16 protein-coding genes and 1 pseudogene are annotated in these 19,721 nt (G+C 63.8%); 7 read left to right on the top strand and 10 right to left on the bottom strand.

The genetic code is table 11. The features are described 5' to 3' along the window. Positions 1-7 precede the first annotated feature (7 nt). Entirely contained in the window at positions 8-1,120 is a 1,113-nt protein-coding gene (locus AB6809_RS31420) for a phosphotransferase (protein ID WP_029970464.1), read from the bottom strand. Between the two features lie 220 nt (positions 1,121-1,340). Between AB6809_RS31420 and AB6809_RS31415 the strand changes: the two genes are divergently transcribed. The 4 genes from AB6809_RS31415 (at position 1,341) to rsmA (ending at position 7,053) form a co-directional block, all read left to right on the top strand. Then, positions 1,341-3,707 carry an LPS-assembly protein LptD gene (locus tag AB6809_RS31415; protein WP_029970463.1) on the top strand — a complete coding sequence of 789 codons (2,367 nt, stop codon included), beginning with the start codon at positions 1,341-1,343 and terminating at the stop codon, positions 3,705-3,707. A 67-nt stretch (positions 3,708-3,774) separates the two neighbouring features. Further along, positions 3,775-5,136 carry a peptidylprolyl isomerase gene (locus tag AB6809_RS31410; protein WP_029970462.1) on the top strand — a complete coding sequence of 454 codons (1,362 nt, stop codon included), beginning with the start codon at positions 3,775-3,777 and terminating at the stop codon, positions 5,134-5,136. A 5-nt stretch (positions 5,137-5,141) separates the two neighbouring features. Continuing rightward, a complete protein-coding gene (gene pdxA, locus AB6809_RS31405) occupies positions 5,142-6,152 on the top strand; it encodes a 4-hydroxythreonine-4-phosphate dehydrogenase PdxA (protein WP_029970461.1) in 1,011 nt (336 codons plus the stop codon). Between the two features lie 70 nt (positions 6,153-6,222). Further along, the gene (rsmA, locus tag AB6809_RS31400) at positions 6,223-7,053 is read left to right on the top strand and encodes a 16S rRNA (adenine(1518)-N(6)/adenine(1519)-N(6))-dimethyltransferase RsmA (protein WP_006047944.1); all 831 of its coding nucleotides are present in this window, start codon (positions 6,223-6,225) and stop codon (positions 7,051-7,053) included. Between the two features lie 89 nt (positions 7,054-7,142). Here the strand turns inward: rsmA and AB6809_RS31395 are convergent, their stop codons facing one another. Further along, a complete protein-coding gene (locus AB6809_RS31395) occupies positions 7,143-8,078 on the bottom strand; it encodes a DMT family transporter (protein ID WP_029970460.1) in 936 nt (311 codons plus the stop codon). Between the two features lie 354 nt (positions 8,079-8,432). Between AB6809_RS31395 and AB6809_RS31390 the strand changes: the two genes are divergently transcribed. Both AB6809_RS31390 and gloA read left to right on the top strand, forming a co-directional pair. After that, the gene (locus AB6809_RS31390; protein WP_029970459.1) at positions 8,433-9,545 is read left to right on the top strand and encodes a porin; all 1,113 of its coding nucleotides are present in this window, start codon (positions 8,433-8,435) and stop codon (positions 9,543-9,545) included. 111 nt (positions 9,546-9,656) lie between these two features. After that, positions 9,657-10,043, top strand: coding sequence for a lactoylglutathione lyase (gene gloA, locus AB6809_RS31385; protein ID WP_029970458.1), 387 nt, complete (start codon positions 9,657-9,659; stop codon positions 10,041-10,043). A gap of 15 nt (positions 10,044-10,058) precedes the next feature. On the opposite strand, the gene AB6809_RS31380 is transcribed toward gloA, so the two are convergent. The 8 genes from AB6809_RS31380 to AB6809_RS31345 form a co-directional block, all read right to left on the bottom strand. Beyond that, entirely contained in the window at positions 10,059-10,946 is an 888-nt protein-coding gene (locus AB6809_RS31380) for a M48 family metallopeptidase (RefSeq protein ID WP_006047940.1), read from the bottom strand. 44 nt (positions 10,947-10,990) lie between these two features. Further along, the gene (locus AB6809_RS31375; RefSeq protein WP_006047939.1) at positions 10,991-11,749 is read right to left on the bottom strand and encodes a 1-acyl-sn-glycerol-3-phosphate acyltransferase; all 759 of its coding nucleotides are present in this window, start codon (positions 11,747-11,749) and stop codon (positions 10,991-10,993) included. A gap of 40 nt (positions 11,750-11,789) precedes the next feature. Continuing rightward, entirely contained in the window at positions 11,790-12,344 is a 555-nt protein-coding gene (gmhB, locus tag AB6809_RS31370; protein WP_006047938.1) for a D-glycero-beta-D-manno-heptose 1,7-bisphosphate 7-phosphatase, read from the bottom strand. A gap of 10 nt (positions 12,345-12,354) precedes the next feature. Then, positions 12,355-14,457 carry a glycine--tRNA ligase subunit beta gene (gene glyS / locus AB6809_RS31365; RefSeq protein WP_029970457.1) on the bottom strand — a complete coding sequence of 701 codons (2,103 nt, stop codon included), beginning with the start codon at positions 14,455-14,457 and terminating at the stop codon, positions 12,355-12,357. A 15-nt stretch (positions 14,458-14,472) separates the two neighbouring features. Then, complete coding sequence (gene glyQ, locus AB6809_RS31360; RefSeq protein WP_006047936.1) at positions 14,473-15,480, bottom strand: glycine--tRNA ligase subunit alpha; 1,008 nt, start codon at positions 15,478-15,480, stop codon at positions 14,473-14,475. Between the two features lie 146 nt (positions 15,481-15,626). Continuing rightward, a complete protein-coding gene (locus tag AB6809_RS31355; RefSeq protein WP_006047935.1) occupies positions 15,627-17,237 on the bottom strand; it encodes an FMN-binding glutamate synthase family protein in 1,611 nt (536 codons plus the stop codon). Positions 17,238-17,413: 176 nt separating this feature from the next. Next, positions 17,414-18,559, bottom strand: coding sequence for a tRNA 2-thiouridine(34) synthase MnmA (mnmA, locus tag AB6809_RS31350; protein WP_029970455.1), 1,146 nt, complete (start codon positions 18,557-18,559; stop codon positions 17,414-17,416). Positions 18,560-18,629: 70 nt separating this feature from the next. Further along, a complete protein-coding gene (locus tag AB6809_RS31345) occupies positions 18,630-19,109 on the bottom strand; it encodes an NUDIX hydrolase (RefSeq protein WP_029970454.1) in 480 nt (159 codons plus the stop codon). Positions 19,110-19,416: 307 nt separating this feature from the next. Here AB6809_RS31345 and AB6809_RS31340 point away from each other — a divergent pair. Continuing rightward, positions 19,417-19,721, top strand: a pseudogene (locus tag AB6809_RS31340) (NAD(P)(+) transhydrogenase (Re/Si-specific) subunit alpha); the annotation flags it as partial.

Here is a 19,721-nt window from a genome sequence, read left to right as displayed (position 1 = left end):
TGATTGTTCAGAACGTGTAGCCGATTTCATTCGCGCGGCCTTCCAGATCGTCGAGCAGCTTGCCGAACTGACGCAGCGGCGCATAACGTTCGGCCACCTTGCGCGCATAGCCGATGAAGCGCGGCAAGTCGTTCATGTAATGCGCCTTGCCGTCGCGGTAATTGATGCGGCAGAAGAGACCCAGCACCTTGATATGCCGTTGCAGACCCATCCATTCGATCTGCCGATAGAACTCGCCGAAATCGGGATCGACGGGCAGGCCGGCTTTCTTCGCGCGTTCCCAGTAGTAGACGAAGCAATCGAGCTCGAACTCCTCGTCCCAACTGAGGAAGGCGTCGCGCAACAAGGACGCGACGTCGTAAGTGATCGGGCCGTATACCGCGTCCTGGAAGTCGAGCACGCCTGGGTTGGCCGCGCGGTTTGCTTCGCCGGCCGCGCCTGGCGCTGCGCACACCATCAGATTGCGCGGCATGAAATCGCGCAGCATGAACACTTGCGGCTGCGCCCGCGCGCTCGCGATCAGCAGCGCGAACGTGCGGTCGAGCAGGCCGCGCGTATTGTCGTCGACCTCGCGCCCCAGGTGCCTGCCGATGAACCACTCCGGCATCAGCTCCATCTCGCGGCGCAGGAACGCTTCGTCGAACGGCGGCAGCACGTCTTCGCGCGATGTCAGTTGCCAGCGGATCAGCGCGTCGAGCGCGTCGCGCATCAGCGTGCGTGCGCGGCGCGGATCGTTATCGTTTTGCGCGGCCGTGAGCGCGCCGAGGTACGACGCGGTGCCGAGGTCGGTGACGAGCATGAGGCCCGCGTCGAAATCCACTTCGAGGATGCGCGGCACATGCACGTTGGCCGCTTCGAGCAACTGCGCGACCTGCACGAACTCGCGGCATTTTTCGGGCGGCGGCGCGTCGACCGCGATCAGCGTGCCGGCGTTTTCGCCTTCCGCCGCCTTACCGGCGAGCCGGAAATAGCGGCGAAAGCTCGCGTCGGACGAAGCGGGCGCGAGCGTGCTGATGTCGAGTGCATAACGGGCCGCGTGGCCTTGCAGCCAGGCCTTGAGCAGTTCGAGGCGGCTGTCGGCGGGATGGTGTGTGAAGTCTTGGGAAGGGGGCAGCGTCATGAAAACCGGCGGCAAATTCAGAGGGACAACGTCTTGCCATATAATACCCCACGACTTTTTTGACGCGACTCACGCCAGCTTTCGCGTATTCCGCTTTACCGCCCGCCTCACCGTTCGGAGATTGTAAATATTGTGTGCAGCCGACTGTCACGGTCGTGGTGTGCAGGCGGTGGATCGTGACTGCAAAAGCTGACGGACGGGCCGATTCGCCAAACGATACATGCCGCCTAGACAGCTTTCCCAAACGAATCCCTCTTGTGCCGCGATGCCGCGCAAAAGGCGGCTCGTCGCGGCGTTGATCGCCGTACCGGGCCTCGTGCCCGCGCTTGCTCACGCCCAATTGGTCGGTGAGGCGGCGCAGCCGCAGCCAATCGATCCACCGTGGGGCATGCAACTCGCTCCGCAACTCGAAGACCATGTGCTGCAGCCGGGACAAAAGCCGGCCACGTTCGTGCTCGGCGATTCGACCAACGGCACGACGGACCAGGACATGGCCGTCAAGGGCGCGGCCGAAGTGCGCCGCGGTACGGTCGTCATCAAGTCCGACGCGCTGCATTACGATCAGGACTCGGACATGGCCGATGCATACGGCCAGGTTCACATCAGCAACAACGGTACAACCTTCGCTGGGCCCGAGGCGCACATGCGCGTGGATTCGAGCGAAGGCTTCATGACCGCGCCCAAGTATCACTTCAACGTGACGGGCGGTTCGGGCAGCGCAGAGCGCGTCGATCTGCTCGACAACGAGCGCTCGGTGTTCACGAAGGGCACCTACACGGCGTGCGCGTGCGCGGATAATCCGGCGTGGTACATCAAGGGCAGCGAGTTCGATTTCGATACCGGCGCCGACGAAGGCGTGGCCTACAACAGCGTGCTGTTTTTCCAGGGCGTGCCGGTGTTCGCGTCGCCGTGGCTCTCGTTTCCGCTGTCGGGCGAGCGGCGCAGCGGTATCTTGCCGCCCACCTTCTCGCTCAGTTCGACGAACGGTTTCGAACTGTCGGTGCCGTATTACTTCAACATCGCGCCGAATCGCGATCTGACGGTCACGCCGCGGATCATTTCGAAGCGCGGCGTGCAGTTGCAAAGCACCTTCCGCTATCTGTCGCCCACGTATTCTGGCTCGATTACCGGCGAGTACCTGCCGAACGACCGGCTGACGAAGACCAACCGCTACGCGCTGTATATCCAGCACAACCAGAACTTCGGCAACGGGTTCGGCGGCTATATCTACTACAACAAGGTTTCGGACAATACGTATCCGGAAGACCTGTCGTCGTCGTCGAATCAGTTCATGAACGGCACCCAGCTCCTGTATCAGCAGGAAGCCGGGTTGACCTACAACAACGGCCCGTGGTCCGTGCTCGCGCGCGAGCAGCACTGGCAGACGCTCACGCCGTCGGTCGCGCCGTATGGCCGCGAGCCGCAGTTGAACGTGAGGTACGCGAAGTACAACGTGGGCGGCTTCGACTTCGGCGCCGAAGCGGACTACACGAATTTCCGCATCACGACCGCGGACATGACCCAGGGTCAACGGGTGATGTTCAACCCGTATATTTCGTACTCCGTGGTGGGGCCGGGTTATTTCGTCACGCCGAAGGTGCAGTGGCACTTCGCGTCGTACAACCTGAACAACATCAGCAACGATGTGCCCGCCGGCACGCCGAAGAATTTCACCGAATCGATCCCCACGCTGACGTTCGACACCGGTCTGATTTTCGACCGCTCGGTCCGGCTCTTCGGCGAGGATTACATCCAGACGCTGGAACCGCGCCTGTACTACGTGTACACGCCGTATCGCAACCAGCAGTCAGCGCCGCTCTTCGATACCGCGGAATCCGACTTCGGGCTCGCCGAAATCTTCACGCCGAACACGTTCGTCGGCAACGACCGTATCGCGGATGCAAACCGCCTGACCGCGGCCCTCACCACGCGCTTCATCAACCCCGCAACGGGCGACGAACGCGCGCGCTTCGTGATCGCGCAGCAGTACTATTTCCGCGATCAGCGCGTCACGCTGACGCCGACGCAGACGAGCACGCAGGCCACCCATTCCGACCTGATCGTGGGCGCGTCGCTCAAGCTCGGGGCCGGTTTCGCGTCGGAAACTGCGTTCCAATATAATGCCGACAACAACCAGCTGGTCAAGACGAGCGTCGGCTTCGGATTCAGTCCGGCAACCGGCAAGGTGCTCAACGTCGCGTATCGGTACACGCGCGCGAACACCACGCTCGACAACGAGCCTATCAACCAGGTGCTGGTGTCGGGGCAATGGCCGCTGGCGCATCGGGTGTTCGGTGTCGGGCGCTTCAATTACGATCTGGGCGGACATCGCATCGTCGACGGACTCGTTGGTCTGCAGTACGACGCAGATTGCTGGACGCTCGGCGCGGGTCTTCAGCGCTACGCAAACGGGCTCAATACGTCGGGGCAGCACCAGTCGAGCACGCGCTTTCTCGCGCAGTTGACGTTCAAGGGCTTGTCGAGCGTCGACAACGGGCTGATTGCCGCGTTCCGCAGCAGCGTGGCGGGCTATACGCCGCTGCCGCCACCGCCGCCGCCGGAGTCGCGGTTCATCAATTACGAATGACGCTCGCCCGGTCGTTCATCGAATGCGAAAAGACGGGCCAGGCGTGCCCGACATCATTGGAGTATCTGTGGCAATCATGAAAAAGCTTCGCTTGGCAACGCTCGCGGCAGGTCTCGCCGCCGTGGCGTCTTTCCTGTCGGTGGCGCCGGTGCACGCGCAGGCGCTTGCCGGCAACCGCGGCCAGACGGTCGACACGATCGCCGCAGTGGTCAACAACGGTGTCATCACGCGGCGTGAACTCGAAGAACGCGTGAGCCTCATCACGCGCCGCCTGAACCAGCAAGACGCGCCGATCCCGCCGGCCGACCAGTTGCGTCAGCAGGTGCTCAACCAGATGGTGCTGGAACGCATCCAGTTGCAGAAGGCGAAGGAAGACGGCATCAATATCGACGACGCAGCCGTGCAGAAAACGCTCGAGCGGCTCGCGCAGGCGAACAACCTGTCGCTCGACGTCTACCGCGCGCGTATCGAGGCGCAAGGCGTGCCCTGGACCACGTTCACGAGCGACGCGCGTACCGAACTGACGCTCTCGCGTCTGCGTGAGAAGGAAGTGGACAGCAAGGTCACGGTGTCGGACGCGGAAGTCGCGAACTACATCGCAAGTCAGCGCGGCCCGAACGCGGGTGCGACGAGCGACCTGCACCTGGAGCACATTCTGCTGAAGGCGCCGCTGAACGCGCCGCAACCCGACATCGAGGCGGCTCAGAAGAAGGCCGAGGCATTGCTCGCCGAAGCGAAGGGCGGCGCCAACTTCGAAAAACTCGCGAAGTCGAATTCGCAGGCGCCGGATGCGTCGAAGGGCGGCGACATGGGCTACGCGGCGCCGTCGAAGCTGCCGCCGGAGTTCGTCAAGGCGGCGTCGGCGCTGCGTCCGGGCCAGGTTAATCCGGAAGTGATCCGCACCAGCGACGGCTTCGAGGTCGTGCGTCTCGTCGATCGCCGTGCCGGTCAGGGCACGAGTTCCGATGCGCCCAAGCTCGTGCAAACGCATGTGCGCCACATTCTGCTGCGCGTCGGCGACGGCATGTCGGAGCCGCAAGCGCGTCAGAAGCTGCTCGAAATCAGGAAGGAAATCGCCGCGGGCGGCGACTTCTCGAAGTTCGCCAGCACCTATTCGCAAGACGGTTCGTCGTCGCAAGGCGGCGACCTGGGCTGGATCAGCCCCGGTGAGACGGTGCCCGAATTCGAGCGCGCGATGAACTCGCTGCAGGACGGCCAGATCAGCGACCCGGTGCGCAGCGAATACGGCTATCACCTGATTCAGGTGCTGGAGCGCCGCGAAGCGCAAGGCTCGATTGCACAGCAAATGGATCTTGCGCGCCAGGCGATCGGTCAGCGCAAGGCCGAGCAGGCTTACGCCGACTGGCTGCGCGAACTGCGCGATACTGCGTACGTCGAAGTCAAGCCTGATCTGTCGAGCATTCGGTAATCGTCATGAACACCGCCGCCCAGTCCGCCAGCTTGCCGTTGCAGATCGCGATCACGACCGGCGAGCCGGCCGGCGTCGGTCCCGAACTGACGGCGCAGGCGCTCGCGGGCGCGGCGGCGCATTGGCCCGGCGCACAGTTCACGGTGCTGGGCGATTCGGCGCTGCTCGCCGAACGGGCGCGTGCGGTAGGTGTCGACTGGAGCGCGCTCGCCGCGCAGGCGGGGCGCATTCGCATGCAGCATCGGCCGCTCGGCGCGCCGGCGGTCGCGGGCAAACTGAACGCGGCCAATGGGCGCTATGTGCTCGATCTGCTGGACAGCGCAATCGACGGCGCAATGGCCGGCACCTTCGACGCGATCGTCACCGCGCCGCTGCAAAAGAGCACGATTAACGACGCCGGCGTGCCCTTTACCGGCCATACCGAATATCTCGCCGAGCGCACGCACACGCCGCGCGTGGTGATGATGCTGGCGGGCACCGGCAAGCGTCCGTTGCGGGTCGCGCTCGCGACCACGCATCTGCCGCTGAAAGACGTTTCCGCCGCGTTGACGCAGCAAGGTCTCGTCGAGACGTTGCGCATTGTCGATCACGACTTGCGGCATCACTTCGGCTTGCCCGCGCCGCGCATTCTCGTGACGGGGCTCAATCCGCATGCAGGCGAAAACGGCTATCTCGGGCGCGAGGAAATCGACGTGATCTCGCCCGCGCTGAAGCTCGCTAACGGTGAAGGCATCGACGCGCGCGGTCCTTATCCGGCCGACACGCTGTTTCAGCCGCGTTATCTGGACGAAGCCGACTGCGTGCTCGCCATGTTCCACGATCAGGGCTTGCCGGTGCTGAAGTACGCGACGTTCGGCGAAGGCATCAACATCACGCTCGGCTTGCCGATCATTCGCACGTCGGTCGATCACGGCACCGCGCTCGATCTGGCCGGCACCGGCCGCGCCGACGCGGGCAGCCTGATCGCCGCCATCGACACAGCGGTGTCCATGGCGCAACATCGCCGCGCGGGCTGATTCAACGCTGCCGCGGCAGCCTCGCGCGTCGTCTCTTTTCAAGCAGTGTTCTTTCTTTAGCGTTTCTTCGATGTCCACCAGCAGACAGCAGCAGGGCCGCCACCAAGGTCATATCGCGCGCAAGCGTTTCGGGCAGAACTTTCTGGTCGACATGGGCGTGATCGATTCGATCGTCGACGTGATCCGGCCGCAACGCGGCGAGCGCATGGTCGAAATCGGGCCGGGACTCGGCGCGCTGACCGAGCCGCTGATCGAGCGTCTCGCCACGCCCGAGGCGCCGCTGCATGCCGTCGAGCTGGACCGCGATCTGATCGGGCGTCTGAAGAACAAGTTCGGCGAGCTGCTCGAACTGCATGCGGGCGATGCGCTCGCGTTCGACTTCGGCTCGCTGGCCGCGCCTGGCGACGCGCCGTCGCTGCGCATTGTTGGCAATCTGCCGTACAACATTTCGAGCCCGCTGCTGTTTCATCTCGTGTCGTTCGCGCCTCGCGTGATCGATCAGCACTTCATGCTGCAAAACGAGGTGGTGGAGCGGATGGTGGCCGAGCCGGGCACGAAGGCGTTCAGCCGTCTTTCGGTGATGCTGCAATATCGCTATGTGATCGACAAGCAGCTCGACGTGCCGCCCGAGGCGTTCCAGCCGCCGCCGAAAGTCGATTCCGCGATCGTGCGAATGATTCCATATGCGCCGCACGAACTCACGCCCGTGGACGAGCGCGTGCTCGGCGAGGTGGTCACCGCTGCCTTCTCGCAGCGGCGCAAGATGCTGCGCAACACGCTGGCTGCGTTCCGCGATCGCGTCGACTTCGAGGCGATCGGCTTCGACCTGCAACGCCGCGCCGAAGATGTGCCGGTCGCCGAATATGTGCGCGTCGCGCAGATCGTGGCGGCCAGGGCCTGATACGCGGCTCAGTGGCGGCCTGGCTTTGCGACGGACGCCTCGCCGCTTTTATAGCCGGCATATAGCGAGCGTATAGCGGATAGTGCGCGCTACGCTCCCGCCCGTTTCCCCGGCGCATTGACGAGCGCGATACCGGTCAGCACGAGCGCCGCGGCCATCAGAAAACGCAAGCTGAACGACTCGCCGAGCAGCAGCACGCCGAAGGTCACGCCAAAGAGCGGCGTCAGAAACGAGAACACCGATAGCCGCGACGCGACATAGCGCGTGAGCAGCCAGAACCACACCAGATAGCTGACGAACGCGACTACCACCGCCTGATACGCGAGGCTCGCGACCGCGAGCGGCGTGACCGTGTCGACATGCGCCTCGCCGAGCGCCAGCGCCATCACGAGCAGAACCACGGCCGACACAGTCAGTTGATAGAAGAGCGTCTTGCTCGCGCTCGACTGCGCGAGCCGCGTGGCGCGCACCACGACGGTCGTCGCGGCCCACGCGACGCCTGCCAGCACGCCGAGCGCGTCGCCGGCCACCGCGGCCAGTGACGAGCCGCTCGCCGTGGCGCCATGCAGGAAGCCATCCGCGAAAGCCAGCGCGATGCCCGCGAACGCGACGACAATGCCGATCCATTGGATGCGCCGCATCCGCTCGCCGTCGACGAACCAGTGCAGCCCGAGCGCCGTAAAGCACGGCGCGGTGTACAGAAAGACCGCCATGCGCGACGCGCTGGTCAGCGTCAGGCCGAGGAAGATGCACACGAATTCGGCGGCGAACAGGACGCCCGCCAGCAGACCTGCGGCGAGCGTGCCGTCGTCGCGAAAGAGCGGCGTGCCGCGCGAGCGAGCCCAGCCCCACACGAGCAACGCCGCGATGGTCGAGCGCAAGCCTGCCTGAAATAGCGGCGGCAACGCGGCGTTGGTGCTTTTGATCGCGACTTGCTGGAAGCCCCAGATCGCGCACAAGCCGACCATCAGCAGGACGGCGAAGCCATCGGGGGCGCGGCGCGCGGGCAGGGCGGTGGTGCTCATGGGCGATGTCGTGAGAGGAAGGCAAGACGGTTGAACGGCGCAGCACGTACCATATCAAACCCGCCGGCCCGCCCGGCCGATGCCCCCACCGCCTACGCGTGCTTCCTATAACTCGCAAGTCCTTTTGCTGATTTTGCGCAACGCCCGCGCAACACCTCGCGCAACACCTATTTCTTACCGTCGTTATTTCGCGCTAAGGTTCGACGACAGCGCCGTGAGCACTGCCTGTCAGTACGTTAGTGCGCACTGTGTCGCCGATTCCGGGCTTCTGTAGGAAGCCGACCTCGCGGACGCTGCGCCGCGTCAGCAGTCAAACTCTATCCGCGCAAAGCGGAGCCGATACGAGGAAACGACATGATGACCCTCAGCAGAGGCGCGGCCGTTGTCACGTTGATGTCGCTCGGCTGTCCGGCCGCGCACGCCCAATCGAGCGTGACGCTGTACGGCGTGGTCGACGAGAGCGTGCGCTATCTGACGCATGCCAACAAGGCCGGCGATTCGTCGCTCGGACTCCGCACCGGCGGCATGACGCAAAGCCGCTGGGGGCTCAAGGGCGTCGAGGATCTGGGCGGCGGCTGGTCGACCTTCTTCAAGCTCGAGAACCGCATCTACATCAACAGCGGGCAGAGCGACCCGACCTTGCCGTTCTTCAACGAAGCGCAGATCGGTGTGCGCTCCACTTCCTACGGCCAGGTGATTTTCGGCCGTCAGTACAACGTGATGATTGAAGGCATCACGGTAGGCGGCTACGGCAGCAATCCGTGGATTCCGTACGATTTCAGCTTTCAGCCCGAAGTGACGATGACAGGCGGCATCTGGACCAGCAACCAGGTGCAGTATCAGGCGAAGTACAACGGACTCACCTTTGCAGCGGGCTACGCGTTCGGCGGCAATGCCGGCAACTCGTACGGCAGCCAGATCGGCGCGGCGGCGGCCTATGCGCCGGCGGGAGGACCGTTCACCGTCGGCGGCGCGTATGAGGAGTCGAAAGACTCGGTCAACGGCGCGTCGGCGAAAGCGTGGACATTCGGCGGCTCGTACACGTGGGACAAGACGCGCTTTTCGCTCGGCTACATCGTCAATCGGGCCGACGCCGGTTTCTCCACGTTCGCCAACGGACCGTTTTCCGCGGCCTCGCTGACCGCGCTCAAGTACACCGACTTCTCGCGACGACGCATGTTCATGGGCGGCATCACGCAGCAGATCGGCAACGCGTGGCATGTGGCGGCGAATGTCTGGCGGACCTTGCAGGACGGCAAAACTCCCGCGAAAGACGGCTCGGCGTGGCAATACCAGCTCGTCGCCGACTACAACCTGTCGAAGCGCACGGACGTCTATGTCGAAGGCGATTATTCGCTGTATCGCGGCGACCTGATCGGCGCGCAATTGCAGGGCGTGAATGCCGTGGGCCTCGCGCAGAAAGGCTCCCAAATCGGCTTGATGGCGGGGCTGCGGCATCAGTTCTGAAGCGTTGCAAAGCGCGTTTCACACGTCGATTGCGAGCATTGCGTCCGCTGCAACGGCGGGCGATTCCGGGTACATTGACGGTCTCGACGTCAAAGCAACAGGGAGTACACGATGCGCCTGCTTCACACCATGCTCCGGGTCGGCGACCTGGACCGTTCAATCGCGTTTTACACCGAACTGCTCGGCATGAAGTTACTGCGCCGCGAAGATTATCCGGATGGAAAGTTCACGCTGGCGTTCGTCGGCTACACGGATGAGCGCGACGGCACCGTCATCGAATTGACGCATAACTGGGACACGCCGTCCTATGACCTCGGCAACGGTTTCGGCCATCTCGCCGTGGAAGTGGAAGACGCCTACGCCGCCTGCGAAAAAATCAAGGCGCAAGGCGGCACGGTGGTGCGCGAAGCCGGCCCGATGAAACACGGCACGACCGTGATCGCATTCGTGACCGATCCGGACGGCTACAAGATCGAGTTCATCCAGAAGAAGAAGTAACGCGGGCCACGGGCCTTAAAGCGTCGGCAGCAGTTCAGGCGGATGCGACTTGAGCGTCTGCCGCGCTTCGCGGAATTCCGGGAAGATCGATTCGACCGTTTGCCAGAAGCGCGGGCTGTGGTTCATTTCGCGCAGATGCGCGAGTTCGTGCGCAACCACGTAATCGATAATCGAAAGCGGGAAGTGAATCAGCCGCCAGTTCAGGCGAATCTTGCCGTCGCTCGAACAACTGCCCCAGCGCGTGGCCGCTGACGAAAGCGCGTACGCGCGATAGTTGACGCCCAGCTTCTCCGCATAAATTGCAAGGCGCTCGCCGAACACACGCTTCGCTTCGCCCTGCAACCAGCCTTGCACGCGGTCCTTGATCTGCTGCGGATCGGCTTGCAAAGGCAGCGGCACTTGCAGCGCGGAATCTTCCGCGCTGAACGCGAGCGTGCCTTGCGGCGAGCCGAGCCTCACATGCACCGGCTGACCGAGATAGGGCACTTGCGCACCGTCTTTCCAGTCGACCTTCGGCAACGCGCGCTGTTCGACGCGCGTTTGCCATTCGATCAGCTTCGTGAAAATCCAGCGCTGCTTCTCGGTGATCGCGGTTTCGATATCGGCGAGCGTGACCCAGCGCGGCGCCGTGATCGTGAGGCCGGTGCTGTCGATGGCAAAGCCAATCGAGCGGCGCGCCGAACGCTTGAGCGCGTAATGCAGCGTGCGTGAGCCGATCACCAGTTTGCGCAGCTTGCTGCCGTCCGGTGCGAGCGGGACAGCGGGCTGCTGCCCGTGAGGCGTCGCGGTAGGAGCGGACGGCGAAGGAGACGACGACGTCGAACCCGGCTCGGCGAAGAGCGGGAGATCGAGTTGCCGGTTATCGAGCGCCGCGGCGGGCTGCGGCGTAGGAGACTTCTGCATCGGATTCGGCTTCGCGCAAGTACGCCTTCGAGGGCGTGGGCGCGTCAGATTGGTGCGGCGGCGGAACTGCTATCCGCCGCGCGATACGCAGTGGGATCGATGCGACGCATTTCAGCTTCGATCCACTGTTCGACGCGCGTGTTCACTTCATCGGGCGTGAGCCCCGTGGTGTCGATCGGCTTGCCGATTGACACTGTGACTATACCCGCATATTTGAGAAACGAGTTGCGAGGCCACACGCGTCCGGCGTTGTGCGCGATCGGCACGACGGGCGCGCCGGTGGCGATCGCGAAGCGCGCGCCGCCGGTCTTGTACTTGCCCTGCTTGCCAGTCGGCGTGCGCGTGCCTTCCGGAAACATGATGACCCATGCGCCTTCCGCCATGCGCGCCTTGCCTTGCCTGATGACCGACTCGAACGCGTATTTGCCTTCCTTGCGGTCGATGTGAACCATCTTCAGGAGACCCAGCGCCCAGCCGAAAAACGGCACGTACAGCAGCTCGCGCTTGAACACATAGCACAGCGGCCGCGGCATCAATGCGGGAAACGCGAGCGTCTCCCATGCCGATTGATGCTTCGACAGCAGCACGGCCGGACCGTTGGGCAGGTTCTCCATGCCTTCGAGCGTGTAGCGGATGCCGGTCAGCCAGCGAGCGACGATGACCGTGACACGGCACCAGCCCGCCGCCATCCAGTAGCGCTTGTCGGCGCGCATGAACGGAAACGCGATGAAGCACGCGGTCGCGTAGGGCACCGTGAATACGACGAAGTAGATCAGCAGCAGCAAGGAACGAATGAAGCGCATCGGCGTGGTCTGTGAGGGTTGGGGACGCGCGACGTGCGCGTCACTCTTGAGCGTCGGCGAGGAAGTCGAGCACGAACGCGCGCAGATCGTCGTGGACCGTGGTGCCTTCCGGCAGTCCGCCGGCCGCGAGTGTTTTGCGGCCCTTGCCCGTCAGCACCAGATGAACCGGATGGCCGAGCGACGCGCCCGCTTGCAGATCGCGCATCGCGTCGCCGACTACCGGCGTGTTCTCGGGGGCGACCTCGAAACGCTCGTTGATCATCTTCAGCATGCCGGCTTTCGGCTTGCGGCATTCGCAGTGATCTTCCGCCGTGTGCGGGCAGAAGAACACAGCGTCGATACGCCCGCCGACCGAAGCCGCCATGCGATGCATCTTCAGATGCATCGCGTTGAGCGCGTTCATGTCGAACAGACCCCGGCCGATGCCCGACTGGTTCGTCGCGATCGCCACGCGATAGCCCGCCTGGCTCAGACGCGCGATCGCTTCGAGCGAGCCCGGCAGCGCGACCCACTCGTCCGGCGACTTGATGAACGCGTCCGAATCGACGTTGATCACGCCGTCGCGGTCGAGGATGACTACTTTCTTGGTCGGCATGGCGTGCGGCTCAGGCGGCGAGCCGGGAAATGTCCGCGACGCAATTCATCTGCTGATGCAGCGCGCCGAGCAGGGCCAGGCGGTTTGCACGCAGCGACGGATCTTCCGCGTTGACCATCACGTCGTTAAAGAAAGTGTCGACCGGTTCGCGCAGTGCGGCGAGCGCGGTCAGCGCGCCCGTGTAGTCGCGTGCGGCGAGTTGCGACTGCACACGCGGCGCGACTTGTTCGAGCTGCGCATGCAGCGCTTTTTCCGCCGCTTCAACTAACAACGCCGGCTGCACGCCGCCGCTGACCGTCGCGCCTTCCGACTTCTTCAGAATGTTCGAGATGCGCTTGTTGGCTGCCGCGAGCGATGCCGCTTCGGGCAACGCCGCGAATTCGCGCACGGCATCGAGACGCGCGACGATGTCGTCGAGGCGCGTCGGATTGAGCGCGAGCACCGCGTCGATTTCGCCCGGCGCGTGGCCGCGTTCGCGCAGCAAACCGCGCAGGCGATCCATGCTGAAGTCGTAAATGGCTTGCGTCGAATCGGCGACGTTCGGCACGGCGGCGAACTGCGCGTAAGCCGTGCGCAGCAGTTCGACGAAGTCCACGGCCAGTTGCTTTTCGACCAGGATGCGCAGCACGCCGAGCGCATGACGGCGCAGCGCGAACGGGTCTTTTTCGCCGGTGGGTTGCAGGCCGATGCCCCAGATGCCGACGAGCGTTTCGAGCTTGTCGGCGAGCGCGACGACCGTACCGGTCGCTGTGCTCGGCAACGCGTCGCCCGAAAAACGCGGCTGATAGTGTTCCGAGCACGCGAGCGCCACTTCTTCCGGCTCGCCGTCGTGGCGCGCGTAGTACGTGCCCATCGTGCCTTGCAGCTCGGGGAATTCGCCGACCATGTCGGTGATCAAGTCCGCCTTCGCGAGACGCGCGGCACGTTTGGCGAGCGCGACGTCGGCGCCGATCAACGCGGCGATCGCGCCGGCCAGCGCTTCGACACGCTCCACGCGTTGCAGCGCCGAGCCGAGCTTGTTGTGATACACGACGTTCGCGAGCAGCGGCACGCGATCGGCGAGCGGCTTCTTCTTGTCCTGCTCGAAGAAGAACTTCGCGTCGGCAAGACGCGGACGCACCACACGTTCATTGCCTTCGATAATGTCGCCCGGCGTGGCCGTTTCAATGTTCGACACGATCAGGAAGCGCGAGCGCAGCTTGCCGTTCGCATCGGTCAGCGCGAAGTATTTCTGATTCGTCTGCATCGTGAGGATCAGACATTCCTGCGGCACTTGCAGGAACTCGTCCTCGAAACGGCATGCGTAGACCACCGGCCATTCGACCAGCGACGTCACTTCATCGAGCAGCGATTCGGGCATCACGACCTGGTCGCCGTCAGCGTGCGCGAGCAGATGCGTGCGGATCGTTTCCTTGCGATCAGCGAAGTTCGGGACCACGCGGCCTTTGTGCATCAGCGTGTCCGCGTAGGAATCGGCGTGCTGGATCTGCACGAAACCTTCCGACAGGAAGCGATGGCCGAGCGTGGTGTCGTCGGCGTCGATGCCGAGCGCACTGACCGGCACCACCTGGTCGCCATGCAGCGCGGTGAGCCGATGCGCCGGACGCACGAACTGCACATTCGAGCCGTCGGGACGCTGATACGTCATCACCTTCGGAATGGGCAGCTTGCTGAGCGTTTCGTCGAGCGCGGCTTGCAAGCCTTCCGCGAGCGTCGCGCCCGGCGCGGCATAGCGCAGAAAGAAGGCTTCGGCCTTGCCGTCTTGCGCGCGTTCGAGGTCGCTGATGGAAAAATCGGGGAAGCCGAGCGCGGCCAGTTTCTTCGCGAGCGGCGCGGTGGGCTGGCCGTCTTTATCGAGCGCGACGGAAACCGGCAGCACTTTTTCGCGAACGTGTTTTTCCGGCGCGACCGTGCGCACGTTTTTTACCGTGACCGCGAGGCGTCGCGGCGTCGCGTAACGTTCGAACGACAGTTGGCCTTCGATCAGATCGCGCCCGGCGAGGCGTTCCGCGATGCCTTCGGCAAAAGCGTCGCCGAGACGGGCGAGCGCCTTGGGCGGCAGTTCCTCGGTCAGCAGTTCGACCAGCAGGGTAGCTTGATGGGATTGAGTCATTTCTTGATGTTCTCGTCAGTCCTGGTCGATCTTGCGTTCGACTTTCAGCGGCGGCGCCCACGCCGGCATGGCGGCGTCCTGCTCGTCGGTCGTGAGGCCGGGCACGCCGTGCACCGGATTGCCGAGCATCGGGAAGCCGAGCTTCTCGCGCGAATCGTAATAAGCCTGCGCGACAAGACGCGACAGCGCGCGAATCCGGCCGATGTAGGCCGCGCGCTCCGTCACGGAAATCGCGCCGCGCGCGTCGAGCAGGTTGAACGTGTGGCCGGCCTTCAGCACGAGTTCATAGGCGGGCAATGCGATCTGCGCTTCGATCATGCGCTTCGCTTCCGCTTCGTAGCTGTTGAAGAACGTGAACAGCAGATCGACGTTCGCGTGCTCGAAGTTGTACGTGGACTGTTCGACTTCGTTCTGGTGGTACACGTCGCCGTAGGTGAGGCGCCGCGTTTCCGGGCCGTTCGGGCCTTGCTCTTCCCACTCGGTCCAGATGAGGTCGTAGACGTTCTCGACCTTTTGCAGATACATCGCGAGACGCTCGAGGCCGTAGGTGATTTCGCCGAGCACCGGCTTGCAATCCAGACCGCCGACCTGCTGGAAGTACGTGAATTGCGTCACTTCCATGCCGTTTAGCCACACTTCCCAGCCGAGGCCCCAGGCGCCGAGCGTGGGGTTTTCCCAGTCGTCTTCGACAAAGCGCACGTCGTTCTGCTTCAGATCGAAGCCGAGCGCTTCGAGCGAGCCGAGATACAGATCGAGGATATTTTCCGGCGCCGGCTTCAGCACGACCTGGTATTGGTAGTAATGCTGCAGACGGTTCGGATTCTCGCCATAGCGGCCGTCTTTCGGGCGGCGCGACGGCTGCACGTACGCGGCGCGCCACGGCTCAGGGCCGATCGCGCGCAGGAAGGTGTGGACGTGCGAGGTGCCCGCGCCGACTTCCATGTCGATCGGCTGGAGCAACGCGCAACCCTGCTTATCCCAATAGGACTGCAGTGTCAGGATGATTTGCTGAAACGTGAGCATGAAGTGCCTTTCGGGCATGGGGCCGCGCCGCGGGCGCGTGAGCGCGCGGGGCGGCCGTGGAGCGAAGTGCTAAACCGGAGATTTTAACGGAAAGGCGGGGGGGTGTCCGTTTTGGGAGGGGGAGCGACTCTCGTCAGCGGAGGCCTTCACGCCACCGCCAACTCCACCTTCGGCGAAAACGAATCGCTTTGCGCAACCGGCCACCATTTCTCATACAACGAGTAACGATAATTCCCGTTGAGAAGATCGTTCGGCTCGAGATACTTCAGCAGCTCGGACATCAACTGCACCTCATGCGACGACACACGTCGCACGATGTGATGCGCGCGCAGTTCCGCAGGATGCTTCAAGCCTGCAGCCTGAACGATCTCCTTCAGCGCATGCAGCGTGTTGTGATGGAAGCTGAAGACGCGGTCGGCCTTGTCCGGCACGACGAGCGCGCGCTGGCGCACCGGGTCTTGCGTCGCGACGCCGGTCGGGCAGCGTCCGGTGTGGCACGTCTGCGCCTGAATGCAGCCGACCGCGAACATGAAGCCGCGCGCCGCGTTGACCCAGTCCGCGCCGATTGCAAGCGTCTTCGTGATGTCGAACGCGGTGATCATCTTGCCGCTCGCGCCGATGCGAATCCGCTGCCGCAAGCCGATGCCGACCAGCGTGTTGTGCACGAGCAGCAAGCCTTCCTGCAACGGCACGCCGACGTGATCGGTGAACTCGAGCGGCGCTGCGCCGGTGCCGCCCTCGGCGCCGTCCACGACGATGAAGTCCGGCAGAATGCCCGTCTCGAGCATCGCCTTCGCAATGCCGAAAAATTCCCACGGATGGCCGATGCACAGCTTGAAGCCGGTCGGCTTGCCGCCCGACAGTGTGCGCAGCCGGTCGACGAATTCGAGCAGCCCACGCGGCGTCGAAAACTCCGAATGCGTGGCCGGCGAAATGCAATCGCGGCCCATCGGCACGCCGCGCGTTTCTGCGATCTCCGGCGTGATCTTCGCGGCGGGCAGCACGCCGCCGTGACCGGGCTTCGCACCTTGCGACAGCTTCACCTCGATCATTTTCACCTGCGGCTCGGCGGCCTGCTTCGCGAATTTGTCGGCGCTGAATGTGCCGTCGTCGTTTCGGCAGCCGAAGTAACCCGACGCGATTTCCCAGATGATGTCGCCGCCATGCTCGCGGTGATACTTCGACATCGAGCCTTCGCCGGTGTCGTGCGCGAAGTTGCCTTTCTTCGCTCCCAGGTTCAGCGCCATGATCGCGTTCGCGGACAGCGAGCCGAAGCTCATCGCCGAGACGTTGAAGATCGACATCGAATAAGGCTGTGCGCGATCGGCGCCGACCACGATGCGAAAGTCGTGGCTATCGAGCGTGGTTGGCGCGAGCGAATGGCTGATCCATTCGTGCGCGACGGCCTTCACGTCGAGTTCGGTGCCGTAGGGCCGGCTGTCGACGTCGTTCTTCGCGCGCTGATAGACGATGCTGCGTTGAGCGCGCGAGAACGGCTTTTCGTCGGTATCGTTTTCGACGAAATACTGGCGGATTTCCGGCCGGATGAACTCGAACAGAAAACGGAAATGGCCCCACAGCGGATAGTTGCGCAGAATCGCGTGGCGCTGTTGCGTCAGATCGAAGATGCCGAGCGCGACGAGCGCGAGCGGCACGACGATCCACAACCACGAAACGTGTTGCGTCGCGGCGAGCGCCGTGGACAAACCGAGGAGCGCGATGGCGCTCCACATGGCCAGATAACGTCGAGAAAACATGAGGACTCCGGTGCAGTGAATCGTCACGGAGGGATTGCCGGGCCCGGAGCACAGGCAGATCCACCGTGGGAAAAACGAGCGACTGCCTGTCGGGAAGACGTGAGCGGGTCGTTGGTGAGGTTTAAACGTCGTGCAAAGGCTTGCTGAGTTGAAGTCGGCGAGCGAAACGCAGCAAGCTAGCGCGCGCTCAGCAGTGCCGCCTTTTGCGGCTCGCGCACGGCCGGCTGCCCGGTCGCCGCGTGTTCGATGATGCCGCCGCCGAGGCACACGTCGCCATCGTAAAGCACGGCCGATTGCCCCGGTGTGACAGCCCATTGCGCATCGTCGAAGGTGAGTTCGAACAGACCTTCGCGCTGATTCGCGCGGCTGAACGTGCAGCGCGCGTCCGCTTGCCGGTAGCGGGTCTTCGCGCCGCACGCGAAGCCTTCCGCCGGCGGCTCGCCCGCGACCCAGCTCGTGTTGCCCGCGCTCAGCGTATGGCTCAGCAGCCACGGATGATCGTGCCCTTGCGCGACATACAGCGTGTTCGAAGGAATGTCCTTGCCCGCGACGAACCACGGCTCGCCGCTGCCGTCCTTGCTGCCGCCGAGGCCGATGCCCTTGCGCTGCCCGAACGTATAGAAGGCGAGGCCGATGTGCTCGCCGACCACTTTGCCGTCGGTGGTTTTCATCGGGCCGGGTTTGGTCGGCAGATAGCGGTTCAGAAAATCGCGAAACGGCCGCTCGCCGATAAAGCAGATGCCCGTCGAATCCTTCTTCTTCGCATTGGGCAGCGCGATCTGTTCGGCGATTTCGCGCACTTTCGTTTTCGGAATTTCGCCGAGCGGAAACAGCGTTTTCGACAACTGCGCCTGATTCAGCCGATGCAGAAAGTACGATTGATCCTTCGTATGGTCGAACGCTTTCAGCAGCTCGAAGCGGCCATTGTTTTCGCGCACGCGCGCATAGTGGCCGGTCGCGATGGTTTCAGCGCCGAGCGACATCGCGTGATCGAGAAACGCCTTGAACTTGATTTCGGCGTTGCACAGCACGTCCGGATTCGGCGTGCGGCCCGCCGAATATTCGCGCAGGAATTCGGCGAACACGCGGTCCTTGTATTCGGCCGCGAAGTTGACCGCTTCGACGTCGATGCCGATCAGGTCCGCCACCGACACCACGTCGATCCAGTCCTGGCGCGTCGAGCAGTATTCGCTGTCGTCGTCGTCTTCCCAGTTCTTCATGAAGAGGCCGACCACGTCGTAGCCCTGTTCCTTCAGCAGCCACGCGGTGACCGACGAATCGACGCCGCCCGACATGCCTACTACGACTTTCTGCTTGCTCATAAGATGCTCACTGGGTACTGCGTGACTTCATGGATCGTGGAAGTGACCGCTCGCGGCTGCATGCGGACGGCTACCTCTTTGGCCCGACCGAATGCGTATGCACGAAATCGAGCGGGAAACGCCGGCCTGCCAGGTAATCGTCGATACATTGCATGACGAGCGGCGTGCGGTGCCTTTCGGGGCAGGCGCGCAGTTCGTCGGCACTCATCCACAAGGTTCGAACGATGTCGGGATCGAGCGCGCGTTCTGCTTCCGGTTCGCCGCCGTCGCCGCAATACGTGAAGCGCAAATAGGTGACGCCACCGTTGTCCGGCCGTTCGAAATGCGTCATGTACATGCCGACCAGCGCCTCGGGCGTGAACGGATGCGCGGTTTCCTCGAGCGTTTCGCGGATCACCGCTTCCAGCAGCGTTTCGCCGGCTTCCAGATGGCCGGCCGGCTGGTTCAGGCGCAGCCCGGCGGCCGTGTGTTCCTCGACCACGAGAAAGCGCCCGTCACGCTCGACGATGGCCGCGACGGTCACATGCGGCAGCCAGGTTTCCGGTTTCATGGGTGCGCATTTTACCGTTTATGGCCGCTCACTGCCGGGATGCGGGCGGGACGCGGCCGGGTCGTTGCCGGTTCATTGCGGCGGCCGGCGGTGACCGGTGACATGCGGCCGGCTGCGGCGACTTGCCGCATGCGACTGCCGCCGCCCACACGCCTCGGAGCCCCGTATCCGCGCGCACCCCCGGATTGTCCCCGATTTCTGCCGCCCCCCATGTTTCGGGTAAAGTGAGGCGTTAGCCGTTGCACTTGCAAGCCGGCGTGCCTCGTCGGCCGATCTGTCGTCAAACAGTAAGTCGAGGAGGAACACGATGCACATCGGAGTGCCAGCCGAGACGCGCGCGCACGAAACCCGCGTCGCCGCGACGCCCGAGACCGTCAAGAAGTACGTGGCGCAGGGCCATCGGGTCACCATCCAGAGCGGCGCCGGGGCCGGCGCGAGCTTTCCCGACGACGCTCTCGCGGCAGCCGGCGCGGAAATCGTCGATGCGGCCACCGCTTTTGGCGCCGACCTCGTCCTCAAAGTCCAGTCTCCCACCGAAGCCGAACTGCCGCTGCTCAAACGCGGCGCGACGCTGGTCGGCATGCTCGATCCGTTCAATGCGGAGAATGCGCA

This window comes from Paraburkholderia sp. RCC_158, assembly GCF_041355255.1.
GTDB classification, from domain to species: Bacteria; Pseudomonadota; Gammaproteobacteria; order Burkholderiales; family Burkholderiaceae; genus Paraburkholderia; species Paraburkholderia graminis.
This window is presented reverse-complemented; position numbering and strand designations above follow the sequence as displayed.

Excerpts from the sequence above, each read along its gene's own strand:
- AB6809_RS31415 (WP_029970463.1), top strand. The coding sequence starts at position 1,341 with ATGCCGCCTAGACAGCTTTCCCAAACGAATCCCTCTTGTGCCGCGATG.
- pdxA (WP_029970461.1), top strand. The coding sequence starts at position 5,142 with ATGAACACCGCCGCCCAGTCCGCCAGCTTGCCGTTGCAGATCGCGATC.
- AB6809_RS31395 (WP_029970460.1), bottom strand. The coding sequence starts at position 8,078 with ATGAGCACCACCGCCCTGCCCGCGCGCCGCGCCCCCGATGGCTTCGCC.
- AB6809_RS31345 (WP_029970454.1), bottom strand. The coding sequence starts at position 19,109 with ATGAAACCGGAAACCTGGCTGCCGCATGTGACCGTCGCGGCCATCGTC.
- AB6809_RS31390 (WP_029970459.1), top strand. The coding sequence starts at position 8,433 with ATGATGACCCTCAGCAGAGGCGCGGCCGTTGTCACGTTGATGTCGCTC.
- AB6809_RS31355 (WP_006047935.1), bottom strand. The coding sequence starts at position 17,237 with ATGTTTTCTCGACGTTATCTGGCCATGTGGAGCGCCATCGCGCTCCTC.
- rsmA (WP_006047944.1), top strand. The coding sequence starts at position 6,223 with ATGTCCACCAGCAGACAGCAGCAGGGCCGCCACCAAGGTCATATCGCG.
- glyQ (WP_006047936.1), bottom strand. The coding sequence starts at position 15,480 with ATGCTCACGTTTCAGCAAATCATCCTGACACTGCAGTCCTATTGGGAT.
- AB6809_RS31420 (WP_029970464.1), bottom strand. The coding sequence starts at position 1,120 with ATGACGCTGCCCCCTTCCCAAGACTTCACACACCATCCCGCCGACAGC.
- mnmA (WP_029970455.1), bottom strand. The coding sequence starts at position 18,559 with ATGAGCAAGCAGAAAGTCGTAGTAGGCATGTCGGGCGGCGTCGATTCG.
- gloA (WP_029970458.1), top strand. The coding sequence starts at position 9,657 with ATGCGCCTGCTTCACACCATGCTCCGGGTCGGCGACCTGGACCGTTCA.
- gmhB (WP_006047938.1), bottom strand. The coding sequence starts at position 12,344 with ATGCCGACCAAGAAAGTAGTCATCCTCGACCGCGACGGCGTGATCAAC.
- glyS (WP_029970457.1), bottom strand. The coding sequence starts at position 14,457 with ATGACTCAATCCCATCAAGCTACCCTGCTGGTCGAACTGCTGACCGAG.
- AB6809_RS31380 (WP_006047940.1), bottom strand. The coding sequence starts at position 10,946 with ATGCAGAAGTCTCCTACGCCGCAGCCCGCCGCGGCGCTCGATAACCGG.
- AB6809_RS31375 (WP_006047939.1), bottom strand. The coding sequence starts at position 11,749 with ATGCGCTTCATTCGTTCCTTGCTGCTGCTGATCTACTTCGTCGTATTC.